We start from the raw sequence: 16167 nt of genomic DNA, 5'->3' as shown, positions 1-16167 counted from the left end.
AATGGCCCACGGCTTGCATCTGAATCTTAAGCCCGGGAAGGAATCCAGCAATGTTCAACACGTGTAAAGTCGCTCTTCGTCAGTTGAAACGTTCAGCCGGGTTTTCGTTCACGGTCATCCTTATCCTTGCTATAGGCATTGGTGTCACCACGGCGATGTACAGCGTCTTGTACGCTGTCGTTCTGCAACCCTTGCCATTCCCCGAACCCGACCGGCTCGTGGCTATTTCGGCCAAGCCCTGGGACAATTTCTCCTTTCCCACCCTTCTGGATTGGCAGCGTCGCACTCACTCCTTTCAGTCCATTGCAGCCTACGCCGGTTGGTCGCCGCGCATTGAGTCCACTGCCGGTGTCGGCCATGCCGAAGCCACGCTCGTCTCCAAGAACTTTCTGAGCACCTTGGGTGCGAGCCTTAGCCTTGGCCACGACTTTACCGAGACGGGCAATGAGGCGGACTGCCTTGATCAGGCCATCGTGACTGACGCCTACTGGCACCGCATGGGGGGTGGAAATTCATTAACCGGGCGCACTCTCCAGCTTGACCACAAGACCTATGCAGTTATCGGCGTCCTCGCGCCTATCGAGACCGGGGGCAATCTGGACGGATCGGCAGTTCTCACACCGCTCAGCTGCGATCAGGGTAAGTCAACTACCGATCGCGGCGATTCAGCGTTTCAGGGTATTGGCCGTCTGCGGCCTGGCGTTTCGCTCGAGAAGGCTGCTGCGGAGCTCGCCACTGCTCAAGGGCAAATGCGTCACGACTTTCCTAATCTGTACCCGGACGCTTACACCCCTGTGCCGATGCCCTATGCCGATCACGAGGTCGGTACCGGCACCCGCTCCGCTCTGTTCGCCACGCTCGCTGCATGCGGCACGCTCCTGCTGATAGCCTGCGCCAACATTACCAACCTTCTGCTCGCCCGAAACACCCGCCGACGCGCCGAGTTCGCCGTGCGCGCTACCCTTGGCGCCAGGCCACGCCACCTGTTGGGGCAGCTCCTGGCCGAAAACTGCACGCTGGCCACCGCCGGCGCCCTCCTCGGCATGTTTTTTTCCGACCTCCTGGTCCGGGCTGCGCAGGACGCCAAGGTGGTGCACCTCCCACGACTGGGCCAAGCCAGCCTCAACTTTCCCGCACTGGCGTTTGTCGCTGCTGTCACTATGCTGGTCGCCATCCTGCTCACCATCCTGCCCGCGATGCGTAGTCTCCGGCCCGCTCTCCTCGTCGATCTCAGCAACGGCTCGGCCCGGACCTCCGGCTCCAAGGGACTGCGCCGCGCTGGGCGGCTCCTGGTCGCCTCTCAACTCGCGCTCGCGCTCGCTGTGGTCGCCAGTGCCGGGTGGATGGTCTCCTCGGTCTTCATCCTGCTTCACCAGCCCCTGGGATTTGACCCCAACCATTTGCTCTTTGCCAGCACCGATCTCCGCAGTCCAGTGCGAGATCCAAATTCCAACCCCGCCCGGACCCTTGCCGTGCTCAACGAGACACTGGCCAGTCTTCGCGCCGTTCCAGGTATAGAGGCGGTGGCGGCCGCGAACGACAAGCCCTTGGGGGGCCGCGTCAACCAGTACGACTTCTGCAGCGATCTGCACCCCGAAGTCTGTAACCAGCCACACCTGAAGACTCCCGACGTCTTTCAGGTCACTCCCGGTTACTTCCAAACCATGAGCCAGCTGCTCTATCGCGGTCGGGATTTCAACACCGCCGACGACGGGCGCAATCACGTCGTGATTGTGAACCGCGCGCTCGCAAATCAGGAGTGGCCAGGGGAAAGCCCCATCGGGCACCGTATCTTCACCGGTGAACTAAAAAGCTGGGCCACCGTAGTAGGCGAGGTTGACGATGTCCACAGCTACTCGCTCGAACGCGCGCCCAGGCCCAACCTATACCTGCCCGAGGCCGACGGCCCGGACGTCCACATGACACTCATGATGCGTACAGGTGGCGATCCCGCAGCGATCCAAGAGACCATCCGCAGTCTTTTGCATACCAACAGCCAAATCACCACAAACTATGTCCAAAGCATTCCAGAAATGATGGCGCACCAAGTCGCTCTGCGCCGATTCTCGATGCAGATCGCCCTTGCTTTTGGCACGCTTGCGCTCGTTCTTGCCGTCTTCGGCACCTATGGCCTGCTCGCCTATGAGGTATCCCTTCGCGAGCGCGAAATGGGCATCCGTCTTGCGCTCGGCTCCACCCGCGCCGCTATTGTGAGCCTGCTCCTGCGACAAGAATCGCGGTGGATAGCTGGGGGTATCCTCTCCGGACTTCTCACAGCCTCAATGGTCGGTTTCGTGCTTCGGGCACAGTTCTTTCACACTGGTGCTACCTCTGTACCCGTCCTTATTACCTCCTCTTTGCTACTCGCAGTGCCCGCTCTACTCGCCGTGGCCGTGCCCGGTCGTCGAGCCAGCCTACTTGAACCATCCATCACCTTACGTCGAGAGTAGGGCGGCATCGTTTTGCCCAGTTCCGATGAAACGACACGAGCCTAGGAATCCCATCGTGAGTGAACGGTGGCTGAACTCTTTCGCTCATCCGAATCGATTTGAGCTTCTTGTACTCACTCAAACGACGTTTCAGACGAATACGTCTTACCCTGAAACGAGCGTTTCAGGGGCTTCCGATTAGCCACGAGCCAATACTGGATTTAATTAAGACTGATCAAATTGCCGGATCGAGTCGTGCTTCACGTTCAACGAGACCAGCCATTCGCCTCTTCGCCCGACGGAGTCTCAGGCGCATGAAGGGGCGTTCCACAGCGAAGTAGAGGAGCGCTGCGAAGGCAATGCATACGGCGAAGTAGATACAGGTGGAACGCCAGTCCGTTTTTTCTGTGACTGACGGCAATAGTTGATGGGTGGCATGGGCGACAGATTTGTGCGTGAGATACAGGCTAAACGCTAGTGTTGCGAGCGCCTTCGCTCCGGGGACTCTCCGTGTCAGAATGCCTCTACCGCTAACGGCAGAGGTCACCAAAAGCCCAAATCCGATCGACAAGATCGGAAAAGCAAAGAGGATGCTCGCACGAAGATCCGGATCTGGAAAGCCGAAGTCACAGAGGCGAAGGGCCCAGAGGACCGCCGCCAAGCCACACGCGAATAAGAGATTGCCATAGTGGCTTATCCGTGAGAACCATGCCGCCCGAAATGTACGAGCGATTGCTAGGCTTACTCCGACGACCAGACCATCCAAGCGCGAATATGTTGGGTAGTAAAGGTACTTCATCATCAATTGTCCCTGCGTGTCGTCTGGAACACCAGGCGCCAAGACGACATGGCCCAGCAGCCAGGCACGAAGGGCGATTCCGCCCAAAACAATGAAAGCGATCAGAGCTAACGTCTTCCATACAGTCGGCCTCCGCATGAACGCGAGAACGAGCAGCGGCAATAAGAGGTAGAAGTGCTCCTCGACACACAGAGACCACACATGTGAAAAGGCACGGCTCTCTGGATAGTTAAGGAGAAGCAGATTCCAGGTGAAGGTGATGTACTGCCAGGGTGCGTAGGGTCCAGGCGCCTCTCGCCATAGCGGAAACAACAGATAGAGGCACAGAACCGTGAAATAAGCAGGGAGGATTCGATAGGCGCGACGGGCATAAAAGTCTCTCAGCGATGGGGGCGCACCGTCCACGTAGGGCTTCAGAAGTTGCGAGCCTATAAGAAAACCGCTTAGAACAAAGAACAGGTCCACCCCGATCCAACCGACCGACGCAGCAGGGATCAGGATTTCTGGCAGAAGACCGCCTATGCGCAGATGGTACAGCACTACGACTAGGATCGCGGCAGCGCGCAAGGTATCTAGGCCGTGAAAACGGAGGAGAGGGCTCTCTTTCAGATGGGTCATTGCGCCGCCGAACTTTGATTAGCAGAGGACTGTGCTCATTTCATCTAGCCCCATCTGCGGTTTTAGCGCTAGTGCTGTTTTCGGCACCGGGTCGAGCGAATGGCGCAAAGAGGCTTGGCTCGGATGCTGTCAGATCTGTCTTTCTCTTTGGTTCATGAACCCAAAGGGCGGCTGTTCGGCGCAGCTCAACATTACTTCCTAGCCCGTTCGGAATCCATAATTGCGGGCAACGCGGCTCAACGAGTGACTCGGCATGATATCGCCAGCGCAGGGGTTAACGATGCCTATTAGCGTCTCCTAATCAGAGAAGTGCGGCGCACAATTAACGCCGCTGCCGTGGAAGAAAATCAAGGGAACCAACTCCACCTATCTTCCGTAAGTGAGAACAGGAGACATCTCCCCACTCATGCGAATACTGTTTGCCACTGCTCTCGGCCTCCTTCTTGCGTCTACCTCGCTCGCGCAACAGACCACAACATCAGCAGGAACAGGGATATGGCATGACCCCTCCCCCCATACGGTCCAGTTTGTAACCGTCGACAAAGATGTCCAACTCGAGGTGCTCGACTGGGGTGGCACGGGGCGTCCGGTGGTTCTCTTAGCTGGACTCAGCGATACGGCTCATGTCTTCGATGATTTTGCTCTCAAGCTTACGCCATCCTTCCACGTTTACGGCATTACTCGTAGAGGGTTTGGCGCGTCCAGTGCACCCGCCGTCGGATACAGTGCCGACCGCTTGGCCGATGACATTCTTGCCGTTCTCGATGCGCTCAAGATCAATCATCCGGTGCTCATTGGACACTCCATGGCCGGTGAAGAACTGAGCTCCGTTGCAACGCGCTTTCCCAAACGAATCGCCGGCCTTGTTTATCTGGATGCCGCGCATGAGTACGCATACTTGAACCCTGAGCGTGGCGACTATCAAGTCGATCTCAATGCGTTGCTCGGAACGCTACAGCAACTGCAAATACATTCTGGGGACGTCCATGCCATCGATGATCTCCTCCAGGTCGAGTTGCCTAGATTTCAGCGTGATTTACGAGTGCAAGAGGACGATCTTGCATTGGCCTCCAAAATCACTCAATCGTTAGGTCCCACACCCGCTGATCTGGCAAGTTTCGATGCCTTTCACCAGTTCAGCAAAAAATTCGACGGGATAGATATCCCGGAGTCGGAGTTACGTCAACAGCACTTATTGAGGCCAGATGGCGGTGTTGGCCGTATGAAGGCTGGACCAGCCGTGTTCCAGGGAATAATTTCGGGAGAAGAACGCTTTTCTAAGCTGCAAGTTCCTATCCTCGCCTTCTTTACCATTCCCCGAACGCATGGCACGCAGCTGGATCGCCTGCCGCCATCCTTGGGTACCGCGCTGGTGAATCGAGAGACCATGCAAAATCAAGAACAGGCGGATGCTTTCCAGGCAGGAGTTCCCTCAGCTAAAGTCGTCATCATCCCGAACGCTAATCACGGGGTCTTTCTCTCCAACGAAAACGAAGTCTTGCGGGAAATTGCCAACTTCATCGGCGGTCTCCCGTCGGATTCCGAGCTCCCTGAGCGCTGAATCGTCAAGGCACTCGGCGAATTCTGCTAACTCGTAGGCTCTTGTTTTCACGCATGATAATCAGCGATGGCCGCGATGCGGCCGCACCTGAGGATGAGAAGGGTTTCCGTTGACCTAAAGCGTGGGGTGGTGGAGACTTCAGGGGCGAACAGGTAAAGGGTCGCGGACTTATTGGTGGTTCGACCCCGAATGATAATCTGGCCCGCCGGCGGCTCACGTACACCTGACTGGTGCCTCTTCTGAGCCCGTAGAACAATATGCCCAACCCGCCGTCGGCTGCTTGTCCGCACTGGAGAAGTAGATGATCGAAGCTATCCTTGAACGATGCGCCGGCATCGATGTTGGCAAGAAGTTCGTCGTGGTCTGCGTCATGACCGGTGGCGCAAGAGACGAACCCCACACGCAGATCAAGAAGTTCGGCACGATTGTCAGCGAGCTTCAACGGCTTGCCGAATGGCTGGTCGCCGAAAGGTTGCACTCACGCCGTGATGGAGAGTACCGGCAGCTACTGGAAGCCGGTCTTCAACCTGCTTGAGGCGCACGTCCGTGTGATCCTGGCGAACGCTGCGGACGTGCAGAACAGGCGCGGACATAAGACCGATCCAAACGATAGCCGCTGGCTAGCTCATCTCCTTCGCCACGGCATGATCCGGCCAAGCTTCATTCCTCCGTTGGCGATTCGTGAACTACGAGACCTCACGCGTCGTCGCAGGCAGCTAATCGGGGAGAACTCGAGGGAACGGAACCGGATTCAGAAGGTGCTTGAAGACGCGAACATTAAGCTCGGTGACGTGTTGTCAGACGTCTTCTGTGTGTCGGGCAAGTTGATGCTGGCAGCGCTTCTCGACGGCCGAATGACCGCAGAGCAGATCGCTGATTTGGCCAAGAAGAAGGCCCGAGAAAAGATCCCACAACTCGCGGCTTCCGTTGCCGATCATCGCTTGAGCGACCATCAGCGCTTTCTCATCCGACATGCTCTTCGTCATCTTGAGTTCCTGGATGAACAGGTAGAAGCGCTCAACACCGAGATCCGACGGCACCTGGCGGACTCGGCACTTGCCGAAGCGTTCCATCTGCTGCAGAGCATTCCGGGGATCAAGGAAGAATCCGCCGCCAGCATCCTGGCCGAGATAGGCGTGGACATGGAACAGTTCCCAACAGCAGCGCAACTCAGTTCCTGGGCTGGCCTGTGCCCAGCGAACCACGAAAGCGCTGGCGTCAAGAAGAGCGTCCGTACGAACCGGGGAAACGTCTGGCTCAAAACAACGCTGACGCAGAGCGCATGGGCAGCCACCAACCGAAAGGGATCGCGGCTGCAGTCGCGTTACCATGCACTGAGATCGCGCTGTGGAAACAAACGCGCCATCGTGGCGCTCGGGCACATGCTGCTCAAGACAATCCACGCAGTTCTTTCAGCGAAGATGCCCTACCGAGAAGAACCTCTGATCACTCTGGACGACAGGAATGTCGAACGCGCCCGGCACCACATACGCTGCTTGAAGAAGCTCGGATACAACACGTTTGCGGTCGAGTAGGAGCTATCTATTCTCAGAACAATGTCCTTTGTCATGCGTAAACGTGGGTGGTTTCGAGTCGATTTTGAGAAAGTTTAGTCCGTGAAAAGCGGCACTGCGATGGCCACCGGACCAGGCTTCTCAAAGCACAGGATCGTCTGTTCATGGCCACTCGGGTGCTGTTCTCGCCAGAGCTCCAGGAGCAACGGCGGCATGGGCCGGCGCATGACCTGGGTTCGGCTCACGATCGCGTGGCAAGCGGGGCAGAGTGAGATCATCAGAGCCATCTTCGAAACGCCTGGTATCCGGTGATGCACTACGATCGAGCGTTTCCCGCGTCCGGAGGCTCCGCAGACTCGGCAGCAATAGCCGTCTCGTGCAAGTACCTGTTCACGGAGACCGCCAAAATATTCCTCGTCTTGCCGCTTGAGCGTGTAGCAGGTAGCGCACATGCCTAGTGCGAGAACTTTACACCGTCCGCAGCGGCAATGGAGTGCCCGCTGAACGCCTGTCCGGATCTTCTTCACTTCCCTCTGCCCTTCCCCTTGGGGTAAACCCAACATTGACACTGGTGGCGAATTCACGCCGCTTGGCTATGGTTTAATTGCTTCTACAGCTTTGCTCGGAGGGCCATGTTGAAGATCACACCCGTTCTAATTGGTCTCATCGCAGTCAGCTCTCAGATTGTCACCGTCGGTGCCCAGACTGTGGCGGCAACACCATCTCCCGCCATTCCGATGCCTCCGGACAAAATCGATACCTATCAGTTCTACTCCCGCCTTATCCCTGTAGGTGAGTCTGCTAACGAGGGGTGGCCGCATGGCCAGTTCCTCGTCGAGGACACCACCGTTCAGATGGTCCCCTCCGACAAGCCTTGCATCCCCGACCATCCCAACGGTAAGCGCGACTACACTAACATGCTCAACCCACACGACGCAGTGACCCCTCCAGATGGCGACCGCGAAGACTACAACGAGATCCTCGCTGACTTTGACAAGCACTGCCACGACCGCGCCCAACTCGACCCCTCAGCCTGGGCCCTATCCGCGCCGTTTAGAGCCCCCATCCACCTCCTCAATAAGGATCAGCAGGGCGAGTTTCAGAGATCTCGCTTCGGCTCAAACCCCAATGATCCCGAGAACAAAGTCCTAACCGAAAAGTACAAAGGTGCCCCTGGCCTCTACACTTTTTCCGAGGTCTACTTCAACGCCCGCCACACCGTAGCCCTTGTTTATGCTGGCGTCTGGTGCGGAGGGCTTTGTGGCCAGTGGAGGTGGAATACCTTCCGCCTTATCGAAGGCCAATGGAAGCCAATCCGCTGGAACTCTACCGTCACTATGTCCTGAACTGGTGCGAAACGTTTTAGCAGACCACAAGCGTGCACTTTTTAAACATTCGAGCTTTCAATGCTCGAGTCTGTACTCGTCTGAACCCACCGTTTCAGATGAATATAGGGGTCACTACACCAAACGCCACAAATCGTACGCTAAGGAGTTCTGGGCTGGGTCTGCTTTTGAGCACCTTTCCAAAAAGTTCGCGCCGTTGCGAAAACGAAGATCAAGAACAACCACTGGTCCGCGACCATCCATACGATGCCGCCGTAAACGTGGATGACCCAAGTGTTATGAATGACATCGCTCAACATGAGCAGCATTAGTGACGTGAACCCTATCCTAGGCCTGACGAAGAGAAGGACAGCAACCAGCGGATCAAGAAGAGTTAACGCCGACCAAAACAGGACCGTGGAAATGGGTTTGCCTCCATAGTCCCACCGCCATCCATGACGAACCAAGATCGATGCGTGAGTGTAGGTACCTGCTGCAAGGCAAAGGACGTAGACAATCCGAAACCACGCCGACATCTTGCCTCGCATGCCAAAGGTCATGATTCGAGTTTAGGTCCCCATCCGGCTTGCACAAACGAACGTTTGCGCAAGCCTGCGTCGCGTGGCCAAATATCGTCATTTCTGGGTTGCAAAAGCCTATTGCGATTGTCTTGTCAGTGGCGATAGGTATGCGCAACAGGCCTTACCGTACGATTTGTGACGCTTGGTGTGGTGACCCCTTTATCCTTACGCCGCTATTGCTCGGCGTCGTTGCGTTGGCGGCCACATGGATTCCGGCCATCCGCGCCACGAAAGTGGATCCGATGACAGCCCTACGTCTCGAATAGCAGATGCTCGGAGCTCAGAGCGGCCCTTATAGTCCCGGGGAATTTAGCCAGCCTCTGGGGGCTTCATATTCACTTCCCAGCCGGACCGCCACCTCCATATGCGCTTTCGCGCGATGCTCATCTTTGCAGAAGGCGTAAGCGATCGCGAGGTTGTAGTGAGCGTCAGCGTTCTCCGGATCTCGGTCAAGATTGCCGTTGAGAAATTGGATGGCCCTCGTCAATAACTCTTCCGCATGGTCTTCGGTCAATTCTCCGCTCTGGTAGAGCCGGATGAAGCGGTCCAGGGTGAACTTGCCGAGGTTATACCAAATGGGGGGATAGGTGGAATCCGCGTGATGTCCTCGTCTCAATGCGGTGAACGCCTCTTCCGTTCTTCCCGCCGCTTCGTACTGAATACCGAGATCATTCCATATCAATGGATTATGCGGACTAATCTTCACGAGACGTTCCAATATCTCACTGGCCTCTTGATGCTTGCCCTTGGCAGCGAGCGCTTCCGCAGCCAGACGCAACTCCAGCTTTTCGCTACTGCTAAAGCCAAATTTTACCAGCGTGGTATTAGGGCGGCAGCAAAGTTTCGCGCGCTTTCCGCTGCCACAGGGGCAAAGATGTTTGTTTTTGCTCATAACTCCATCATTCAAACCAACAGTTCGGTCGTCTCACGAAAAACAGGGTCTAGCATCGAGTGGATAATTTGCTTCCTTAGCGGCCAAGATTAATGAAGCGCCGTAGTGAAAAGCGGAGCCCAAAAGCGTGAAGAGACAACTGATGCTTGCGTTGACAGTGCGCTATCACTCGTTCATTCATTCCATGAGGGATGGGGACATTCTTCAGAAAGACAAGCAAAGACTCTATCTGTGCATCGACGGCTTGTAGTACGGCTTCCTGACATCTTCGGATCACTTCGGTCTCCGGTCATAGAGCGGTCAGTTCTTCAGCAAGATTGATATTCCGAAGAGATTCCCGAGATTGGTTTTCTGCATGAACTCGACCATCGAGTCCAGTGCCATCGGGTCATGGTCAAGCTCTCTTGCGAACGACTGGATGGTCTTGACGACATGCTCCTCTGAGAACCCTTCTTTGAAGTGTCCGGCGACCCCAATAAGCAAGCCATTGATGATCGCGAACTGAGTCGCCATGAGAATGTATTCGTCGAAGATCGAGCGGGGAACAAAATCTGCATTCCTTGCACGTCCGAATGGGAACAGCGTTCTAAACATGTAGTTCAAGAGGTAATTCTCAAAGATGTAAGGACGTTCCTCGAAGAAGGGGCGGTGGTAGAACTCTTCTGCGCTACGCATCCGCTCGACGTCTTCACTTGGGGTGGCACCCTCTGACGATCCAATGCCTGCAACAAAGTCCCAGTAGGTGTCGAGGAACCGAGTGCCACATGTTTTGTCCTGAGCGCGCTCGGACACGAACTTGAATAGAACCCGTAACTTGAGAGCAAGATCTGTCGGCAGGTTCTCCATTTCCGACCGCCCCCGCTCGGTTCCGACAACACCGTGATAGTCCAACAGAATCGCGAAAACTTTTGAGATGGCTCCGTCGGTGGGGATTTCGTCGAGTTGCTTGCAAAGAGAGCCGATGAGCAAGAGCCGTTCCCATACGGGGCGTGAGCGATCTGTCACAAGCGCGATCATGCACCGGCGCACATCGTGGAACGCTGCGTAAAGCTTGTGAACGTGGCCAGCCCCATTGCTTGCCAGAGTGAAGTAGTTGTCTGTTCGAAAAGCGCCAGATAGTAGATCAGATACGACTTGCGTTGAGTTTGGGAAGAGCAAAACGTCACGAGCCGCTTGCGGGCAAGAAAGCGAAAGTGAACCTTCCAGCCTGCTGTCGACCAGATTCAACACGCGAGGGTAGATCGAACAAGTTGACGACAGGAGCTGCGGGCCATATTCCTCCTGGATGCCGCACAAGCGGCCGGAAGTATAGAACGGGCAGGCCCCAGAGTCATTACGCGTGATCTGAGCGAAGAGATTGTCATGGGTCTCAGCGGTCTTGACGGACACATATTCTGCTACTACCGATCCCAGCTTTTCAGCGGGAAAATTTTGATACAGGCGGTAAGTGTTTTTATCCAGCGGTATGGTCCAGGTATGGCAGCAATCATCTTCACAGCTAGCGCCGATACACCTGAAGGCTCCCGCATAGGTCGGGTACGTAGGCGCCGATCCCACGTCCCCAATTCGGATGGTGGGAGGCTTTGATTGAGGCTCTATGCAGTGTCTGTCCATAGATAGCAATCGTTCTGTAGTGTCCCTGTCCATCGCCCTTGTCTGATCCTTGACCGTTACTTAGAACGGCGCACTCTTGTCGTTACGCTTGATTCGATTAGCGAGACCCGATCTGGCAGGGGAGCCTCAAAGTCGGCCTCTAAACAGATAGACGTGGCACTTCCGAATCCGCTCGACTATTTTTCAGATTCGCTCCAAGAGCTCTCTGGCCGGTTAAAAATCTGTCGTTTTGGAAGCGCCCAAGCGCAGGACAGCTTAGACCATATTGCGATCCATCCAGATGAGCGATGAGCCTTCTAATCTCCAAGGCAGCCTGTGCTGGGCAGATCTAACAACTGCCTTCAAGAAACCACACCTGCCCGCTGCAAGATCCGAAAAATAGACAGTGGCTGTGAATAGCTTTTTGGCTCAGCGCGGCGGCGCATAGTATCCGGAGCGCACTTCAATGTGATCCTGAAGATCGTTCGCGTTGAGCTCGACATGATGAAACCGTCCGTCGTGTCGCATCTCGGCGGAAACATACGTTAGCTGATACAGGTTCCGCTGGGTGGCCTCGATCTGACTTAGATCATCGAAGCTATCTGACTTCGATGTTGGAGAGTCTGAGGGATCGTAGAAGACTCGGCCACCGGTCTTCTCACTTAGCTCAGCGAGAGCCGATGCGCCGCCTGAGCTATCCGTGCGGAAGGCGTAGATGGCTGTGTGGGCGTGTTGGCAGGCCTGAACAGTATCAGAGAGGTCGAAACGGCTTGCGTTATCGTCGCCATCAGAGAAGAGCAGGATGAGGTTGCTGGTAGATGCCTTGTCCGGAGCGGCGAACTGGTATTGGCAGGTCTGGTGTACGGCGTCGTAGAGAGCGGTTCCGGGGCGTGCGCGTTCTCCGTACACGGTTGGGTGGCGCAGACGCGTCTCTAGGGCCTTCTCGTTGTTGGTCCAGAGTTGAACCGGCTTCGCGATGCTGCCGAAGTTGGCGATGAAAGCTTGATCGCTGCTCTGCCGCAGTATGTTCTGTATAAATTGCAGGGCAATCTCCCGGTTGTGAGTGAGAGAACCCGCCATCGAGTTGCTGGTGTCGAATAGGAATGCGACCCGAAGGGGGACGTCGCGAAGTATCTGGAACTGTGAGACCCGCACCGGGGAAAGGCCGTTGTCAAGGATATGGAGATCGGCCAGTTTAAGGTCGTTGAGAGGAAGCCCGTGGCCGTCGGAGGCGTGGAACTCCAGAGTCACTTCGTTCACCGTTACAGATAGTGAGAAGGGTGGCTGGGGCGTCTGCGCCGCTAGCGGCACGGACAGAAGTATGCCAAGGGACGTCAGCGTGGCACGAACGAACATACAGGCATTTTAGAGGAGATGAATGGCTTGCCACCTTCGAGCCGTGATGTTGGGTTACGGTTTGGGGGCAGCGTCGGCCGGAAGGAGCCGCGAGGTGACTTCTCGCCGATGGTAGTTGCGATAGGTGGCCCGGAACGACCATGAAGTGGTGTGGAAGCCCGAGCCGCCGGTATTGAGCATGGTGATCAAGGAGGGCATCCAGAAGCTCTCTCCTCCGAGGAGGACGGGTGCATACTCGATAGTGAGTTTCCGTTTTCCAACGAGGCGGAGCGTGGAAGAATCACCGTCCGTGATGATGTGATGTGGCGTCGTGATCTCCAAATGCTTGAGTTGCATGGTTGCGGAATCGATCACGGCTCGTCCACTACTCTCCTCTTGAAGGAAGCAGGCGTCGGCGTTCTTCGGCGTGAGGACCGTGGCGAAGTGAATGGAGTAGGAATCGCCGGGACGTTTGGAGTTGATCTTCTGCAAGGTGTAGTTCGTGCAGGCTGCCTGATCAAGAGATACCACGGCAAGGGCCCCTTCAAACAATCCGCTCAATACTGTGGGACCGTCCACATCTTCCGAGGTGGCTGGCTTGCCGTTAACTGTCTTGACCTCACGGGATTCAACGAGAGTCTTCGTGTTCTCAGGACTTTGCGTTCGGCTAAGCCGAAATACGGAGTCCGTCACCGTGTTTTGCGGGGGTGTCTTGGGTGCCATCTGAGATGAAACGACATGTTCATCGCAGAATAAGCTGGGCACCCGAGTGTCGAAACGATTCAGGTTTGCTTCCAAGCGTTGGAGGATCTCGTTGAGTGTGGGTGACGGTGCTTGCTGCGCATAAAGCGTGGCGGGGAGCATCAGGACGGCAGCAAAACAAACCTTCAGGGATGATGTCCTCGGAGCCATTGGTGCCAATGATACGGCAGACCAGGCAATCGAGGCTTTGACGCTGATGCTACTCGTTGCGCAGCGACTGCATAGGATCAACGCGGGTGGCGCGCAGGGCGGGGAGACTCATGGCGCAGAGTGAGACCGCGGTGAGCAGGAGCGCGGAGATGACGTAGATGGTTGCGTCCATAGGGTGTACCGGTATCAGCGAGCGCTGAGTCATGCGGCCGAACCACCAGGCAGCGGGGGCGGCGAGAACGAGTCCGCCGACGAGGCCTGCGGCGATCTGAAGGATTCCACGGTGGAGAACGCCGCGGAAGATGACTCCTCGGCTGGCACCCAGCACCATCTGGATCCCGAACTCGCGTGTGCGCCGCTGGACGACGAAGTTCAGAACAGCGAAGAGACCAGTCATCGCCAGGATGACGGCAACGGTCGCCATTCCGACGATGATGTTGGCCACGGCAGCCATCTGCGAGGCGTCTTCTTCAAGAGACTTCTTGATGGATATGGGGATGTCGGGCTGGGTGGGATCGAGGTTGCGGACTGTCTGACGGATGGACTCGATGATGGGCGTGGGGTCGCCGGCGAAGCGGACATAGAGGCCGCCCTGAATGGAGTTCGCGTTGCGCAGGGTGTAGAGGCGCGGGCCGTCGAGGGAGCCGAAGTGCTCAGAGCGAACATCCTGAACGACACCGACGATGGTGAGGGTGCGGTTATCGTTGGTCACAACAAGCTTGCCAATTGGATCGGTGTCGCCAAAGAGCTCTCGCGCAAAGGCGCGGGTGACGATGGCGACGGTGGTGTCTCCGGTGGCGGGGAGGTCAGAGGAGGCAAAAGTACGGCCGCGGAGCAGTGGGATGCCGTAGGTCATGAAAAAAGCTGAGGAGACCTCGTCGACACCGGCCTGGAGGCCCTGCCCTTTGGGCTGCTGGGGCATACGCAGCTCCTGCTGTGCGGGCGTGCTGAAGATGGGCACGCTGGCGTAAGCGATGGATCGGACGCCCGGGATTCGCTCGATGCGTGCTTCGAGATCGCGATAGAACTCCTGCGCAGAAGCTTGGGTGTAGGGCGGCAGCTCCACTTGCAGAGGGACGGTGATAAGGCTCCGCATGTCGAAGCCAGTGTCGACATTGGCGATGGACGAAGGCAGACGCACGAAGAGCACGGCGGCGGCGAGGAGTACGAAGCTCATGGCTATCTGGGCGAAGATGAGGATGCTGGTACTTCGCGAGCGGGCGGTGACGGCACCCTCGCGGCCCTTGAGAGCTGTGACAAGATCCAGGCGGAAGGATTCGGCGAGAGGCGCGATGGCCGAGGCTACGGTGGCGACGACAACCAGCAAGCCGAGGTAGGTGAAGACGCGCCAGTCGGGATGGACGGCGGGCATGTCTGAGGCTTCGAGCGGGTCCATGATTTTGAGGATGATTCCGGGCAGGCGGGCAGCGAGAACGATGCTGATGAGGCCGGATGTGGTGGCGACAAGGACGCTCTCAAGCGCGAGCATACGCATGAGTCGGGCGCGGCCTGCGCCGAGGGCGAGGCGCACGGCGAGCTCGCCGCGACGCATCAGCACGCGCGATAGAAAGAGCATGGTGATGTTTGTGCAGGCAAGGAGAAGTACGAGCGACAGTGGGCCGAGTATGAGGAAGATTAACCCGAAGACAATCGACTGCCGCGAGGGAACCGCGATAAAGGATCCGTTGGTGGCAATGACGGAGGTCTTGCGGGAGTTCAAGTTGGATTGATTGCCGCGGTAAAGGGCGTCTCTGCTTTGCAGGATGGTTTGGATTTCAACCGCGGCCTGTGAACGGGTGTAGCCGTGCCCGAGGCGGCCGATGGTGGTGAGCCAGGGCCATGGTTCTTTGAAGGCACTGTTACCGTGATTGAAGAGCGGCTGCAGCGTGTAGGGAGCCCAGATGCCGGCCGGCAGATGATTGGTGTGATCGGCTGAGGCTACGCCGATGACGGTGAGGGTCTGGCCGCTCAAGTGGATCGTTTTGCCGACGATGTTGGGGTCGGAGTTTAGCTGGGACTTCCACTGGATCTCGCCAAGGACAACGACGCGTGCGCTGGAACCGGGAACACATTCTGAAGCGTCGAAGAAACGGCCCATCAATGGACGGCCCACATCGATGACTTGCAGGTAGTTGCAGGTGACGAGCTGCATGGCGCTTTTCCTGCGCGTCTCTTCCTGGGTCACGGCGATGAGTTGCCATGCCGCGACTTCGCTGAGTGCCTGGGTGTGGGAGCGGACCGCGTCCAGGTCATCGCTGTTGAGATCATTTGAGAGCGACGAGCCTGTGTACCAACCCTCATAGTGAGGATAAATCTGCGCGAAAGTTGAGGGATTTTCTCGTACGGGAGGTGCCAGCAATAGCATGTTGACGATGGTGAAGACGGCGGTGTTGAGGCCGATGCCAACGGATAGCGCAAGGACAGCGATGCCCGTCAGCAGAGGAGTGCGACGGGCGGAGCGGAGGGAGTAGAGGAAGTCTTGCCTGTCAAATAAGATAGCGGCCAAGAGAGAAACCCCACGATCAATTTCCACCAAGAATCGCAGATGTAGGAGCTAATGCGCAACAAGTTCGTTCAAGCAGGCAAGATCTTATTGAATTAACGAAGC

General features: G+C 56.8%; 11 protein-coding genes. 5 read left to right on the top strand and 6 right to left on the bottom strand.

What is annotated here, in order from left to right; translation table 11 throughout:
- Positions 1-50: 50 nt before the first annotated feature.
- The gene (locus tag HDF16_RS24120; RefSeq protein ID WP_184222454.1) at positions 51-2450 is read left to right on the top strand and encodes an ADOP family duplicated permease; all 2400 of its coding nucleotides are present in this window, start codon (positions 51-53) and stop codon (positions 2448-2450) included.
- Positions 2451-2664: 214 nt separating this feature from the next.
- Here the strand turns inward: HDF16_RS24120 and HDF16_RS24115 are convergent, their stop codons facing one another.
- Positions 2665-3846 carry an acyltransferase family protein gene (locus tag HDF16_RS24115; RefSeq protein ID WP_184222452.1) on the bottom strand — a complete coding sequence of 394 codons (1182 nt, stop codon included), beginning with the start codon at positions 3844-3846 and terminating at the stop codon, positions 2665-2667.
- Between the two features lie 406 nt (positions 3847-4252).
- Here HDF16_RS24115 and HDF16_RS24110 point away from each other — a divergent pair, with 406 nt between their 5' ends.
- The 4 genes from HDF16_RS24110 to HDF16_RS24095 all read left to right on the top strand — a co-directional run bounded on the left by HDF16_RS24110 (position 4253) and on the right by HDF16_RS24095 (position 8267).
- Entirely contained in the window at positions 4253-5407 is a 1155-nt protein-coding gene (locus HDF16_RS24110) for an alpha/beta fold hydrolase (protein ID WP_184222450.1), read from the top strand.
- Positions 5408-5708: 301 nt separating this feature from the next.
- Positions 5709-5942, top strand: coding sequence for a hypothetical protein (locus HDF16_RS24105; RefSeq protein ID WP_184222448.1), 234 nt, complete (start codon positions 5709-5711; stop codon positions 5940-5942).
- Positions 5833-6942, top strand: coding sequence for an IS110 family transposase (locus tag HDF16_RS24100; RefSeq protein WP_184222446.1), 1110 nt, complete (start codon positions 5833-5835; stop codon positions 6940-6942). Before HDF16_RS24105 ends, HDF16_RS24100 begins: the two co-directional genes overlap by 110 nt.
- Positions 6943-7553: 611 nt before the next feature.
- Positions 7554-8267 (top strand): hypothetical protein, encoded by a 714-nt coding sequence (locus tag HDF16_RS24095; protein WP_184222444.1) that lies wholly within the window; start codon positions 7554-7556, stop codon positions 8265-8267.
- Positions 8268-9119: 852 nt separating this feature from the next.
- Here HDF16_RS24095 and HDF16_RS24085 read toward each other — a convergent pair.
- From HDF16_RS24085 to HDF16_RS24065, 5 genes are all read right to left on the bottom strand, one after another.
- Positions 9120-9719, bottom strand: coding sequence for a tetratricopeptide repeat protein (locus HDF16_RS24085; RefSeq protein ID WP_184222440.1), 600 nt, complete (start codon positions 9717-9719; stop codon positions 9120-9122).
- A gap of 300 nt (positions 9720-10019) precedes the next feature.
- Entirely contained in the window at positions 10020-11276 is a 1257-nt protein-coding gene (fliB, locus tag HDF16_RS24080; protein WP_184222438.1) for a flagellin lysine-N-methylase, read from the bottom strand.
- A gap of 465 nt (positions 11277-11741) precedes the next feature.
- Positions 11742-12668 carry a VWA domain-containing protein gene (locus HDF16_RS24075; RefSeq protein ID WP_184222436.1) on the bottom strand — a complete coding sequence of 309 codons (927 nt, stop codon included), beginning with the start codon at positions 12666-12668 and terminating at the stop codon, positions 11742-11744.
- A 54-nt stretch (positions 12669-12722) separates the two neighbouring features.
- Complete coding sequence (locus tag HDF16_RS24070) at positions 12723-13370, bottom strand: hypothetical protein (protein WP_184222434.1); 648 nt, start codon at positions 13368-13370, stop codon at positions 12723-12725.
- 238 nt (positions 13371-13608) lie between these two features.
- The gene (locus HDF16_RS24065) at positions 13609-16065 is read right to left on the bottom strand and encodes an ABC transporter permease (protein ID WP_184222432.1); all 2457 of its coding nucleotides are present in this window, start codon (positions 16063-16065) and stop codon (positions 13609-13611) included.
- Between the last annotated feature and the right edge of the window lie 102 nt (positions 16066-16167).

It is taken from the genome of Granulicella aggregans (assembly GCF_014203275.1).
Lineage (GTDB): Bacteria > Acidobacteriota > Terriglobia > Terriglobales > Acidobacteriaceae > Edaphobacter.
Note: the sequence above shows the minus strand (reverse complement) of the source record. Positions and strands in the feature narration are given on the sequence as shown.

What these genes read in the sequence shown, in the direction of transcription:
- HDF16_RS24110 (WP_184222450.1), top strand. Translation starts at nt 4,253, where the DNA reads ATGCGAATACTGTTTGCCACTGCTCTCGGCCTCCTTCTTGCGTCTACC.
- HDF16_RS24085 (WP_184222440.1), bottom strand. Translation starts at nt 9,719, where the DNA reads ATGAGCAAAAACAAACATCTTTGCCCCTGTGGCAGCGGAAAGCGCGCG.
- HDF16_RS24115 (WP_184222452.1), bottom strand. Translation starts at nt 3,846, where the DNA reads ATGACCCATCTGAAAGAGAGCCCTCTCCTCCGTTTTCACGGCCTAGAT.
- HDF16_RS24070 (WP_184222434.1), bottom strand. Translation starts at nt 13,370, where the DNA reads ATGGCACCCAAGACACCCCCGCAAAACACGGTGACGGACTCCGTATTT.
- HDF16_RS24075 (WP_184222436.1), bottom strand. Translation starts at nt 12,668, where the DNA reads ATGTTCGTTCGTGCCACGCTGACGTCCCTTGGCATACTTCTGTCCGTG.
- HDF16_RS24095 (WP_184222444.1), top strand. Translation starts at nt 7,554, where the DNA reads ATGTTGAAGATCACACCCGTTCTAATTGGTCTCATCGCAGTCAGCTCT.
- HDF16_RS24105 (WP_184222448.1), top strand. Translation starts at nt 5,709, where the DNA reads ATGATCGAAGCTATCCTTGAACGATGCGCCGGCATCGATGTTGGCAAG.
- HDF16_RS24120 (WP_184222454.1), top strand. Translation starts at nt 51, where the DNA reads ATGTTCAACACGTGTAAAGTCGCTCTTCGTCAGTTGAAACGTTCAGCC.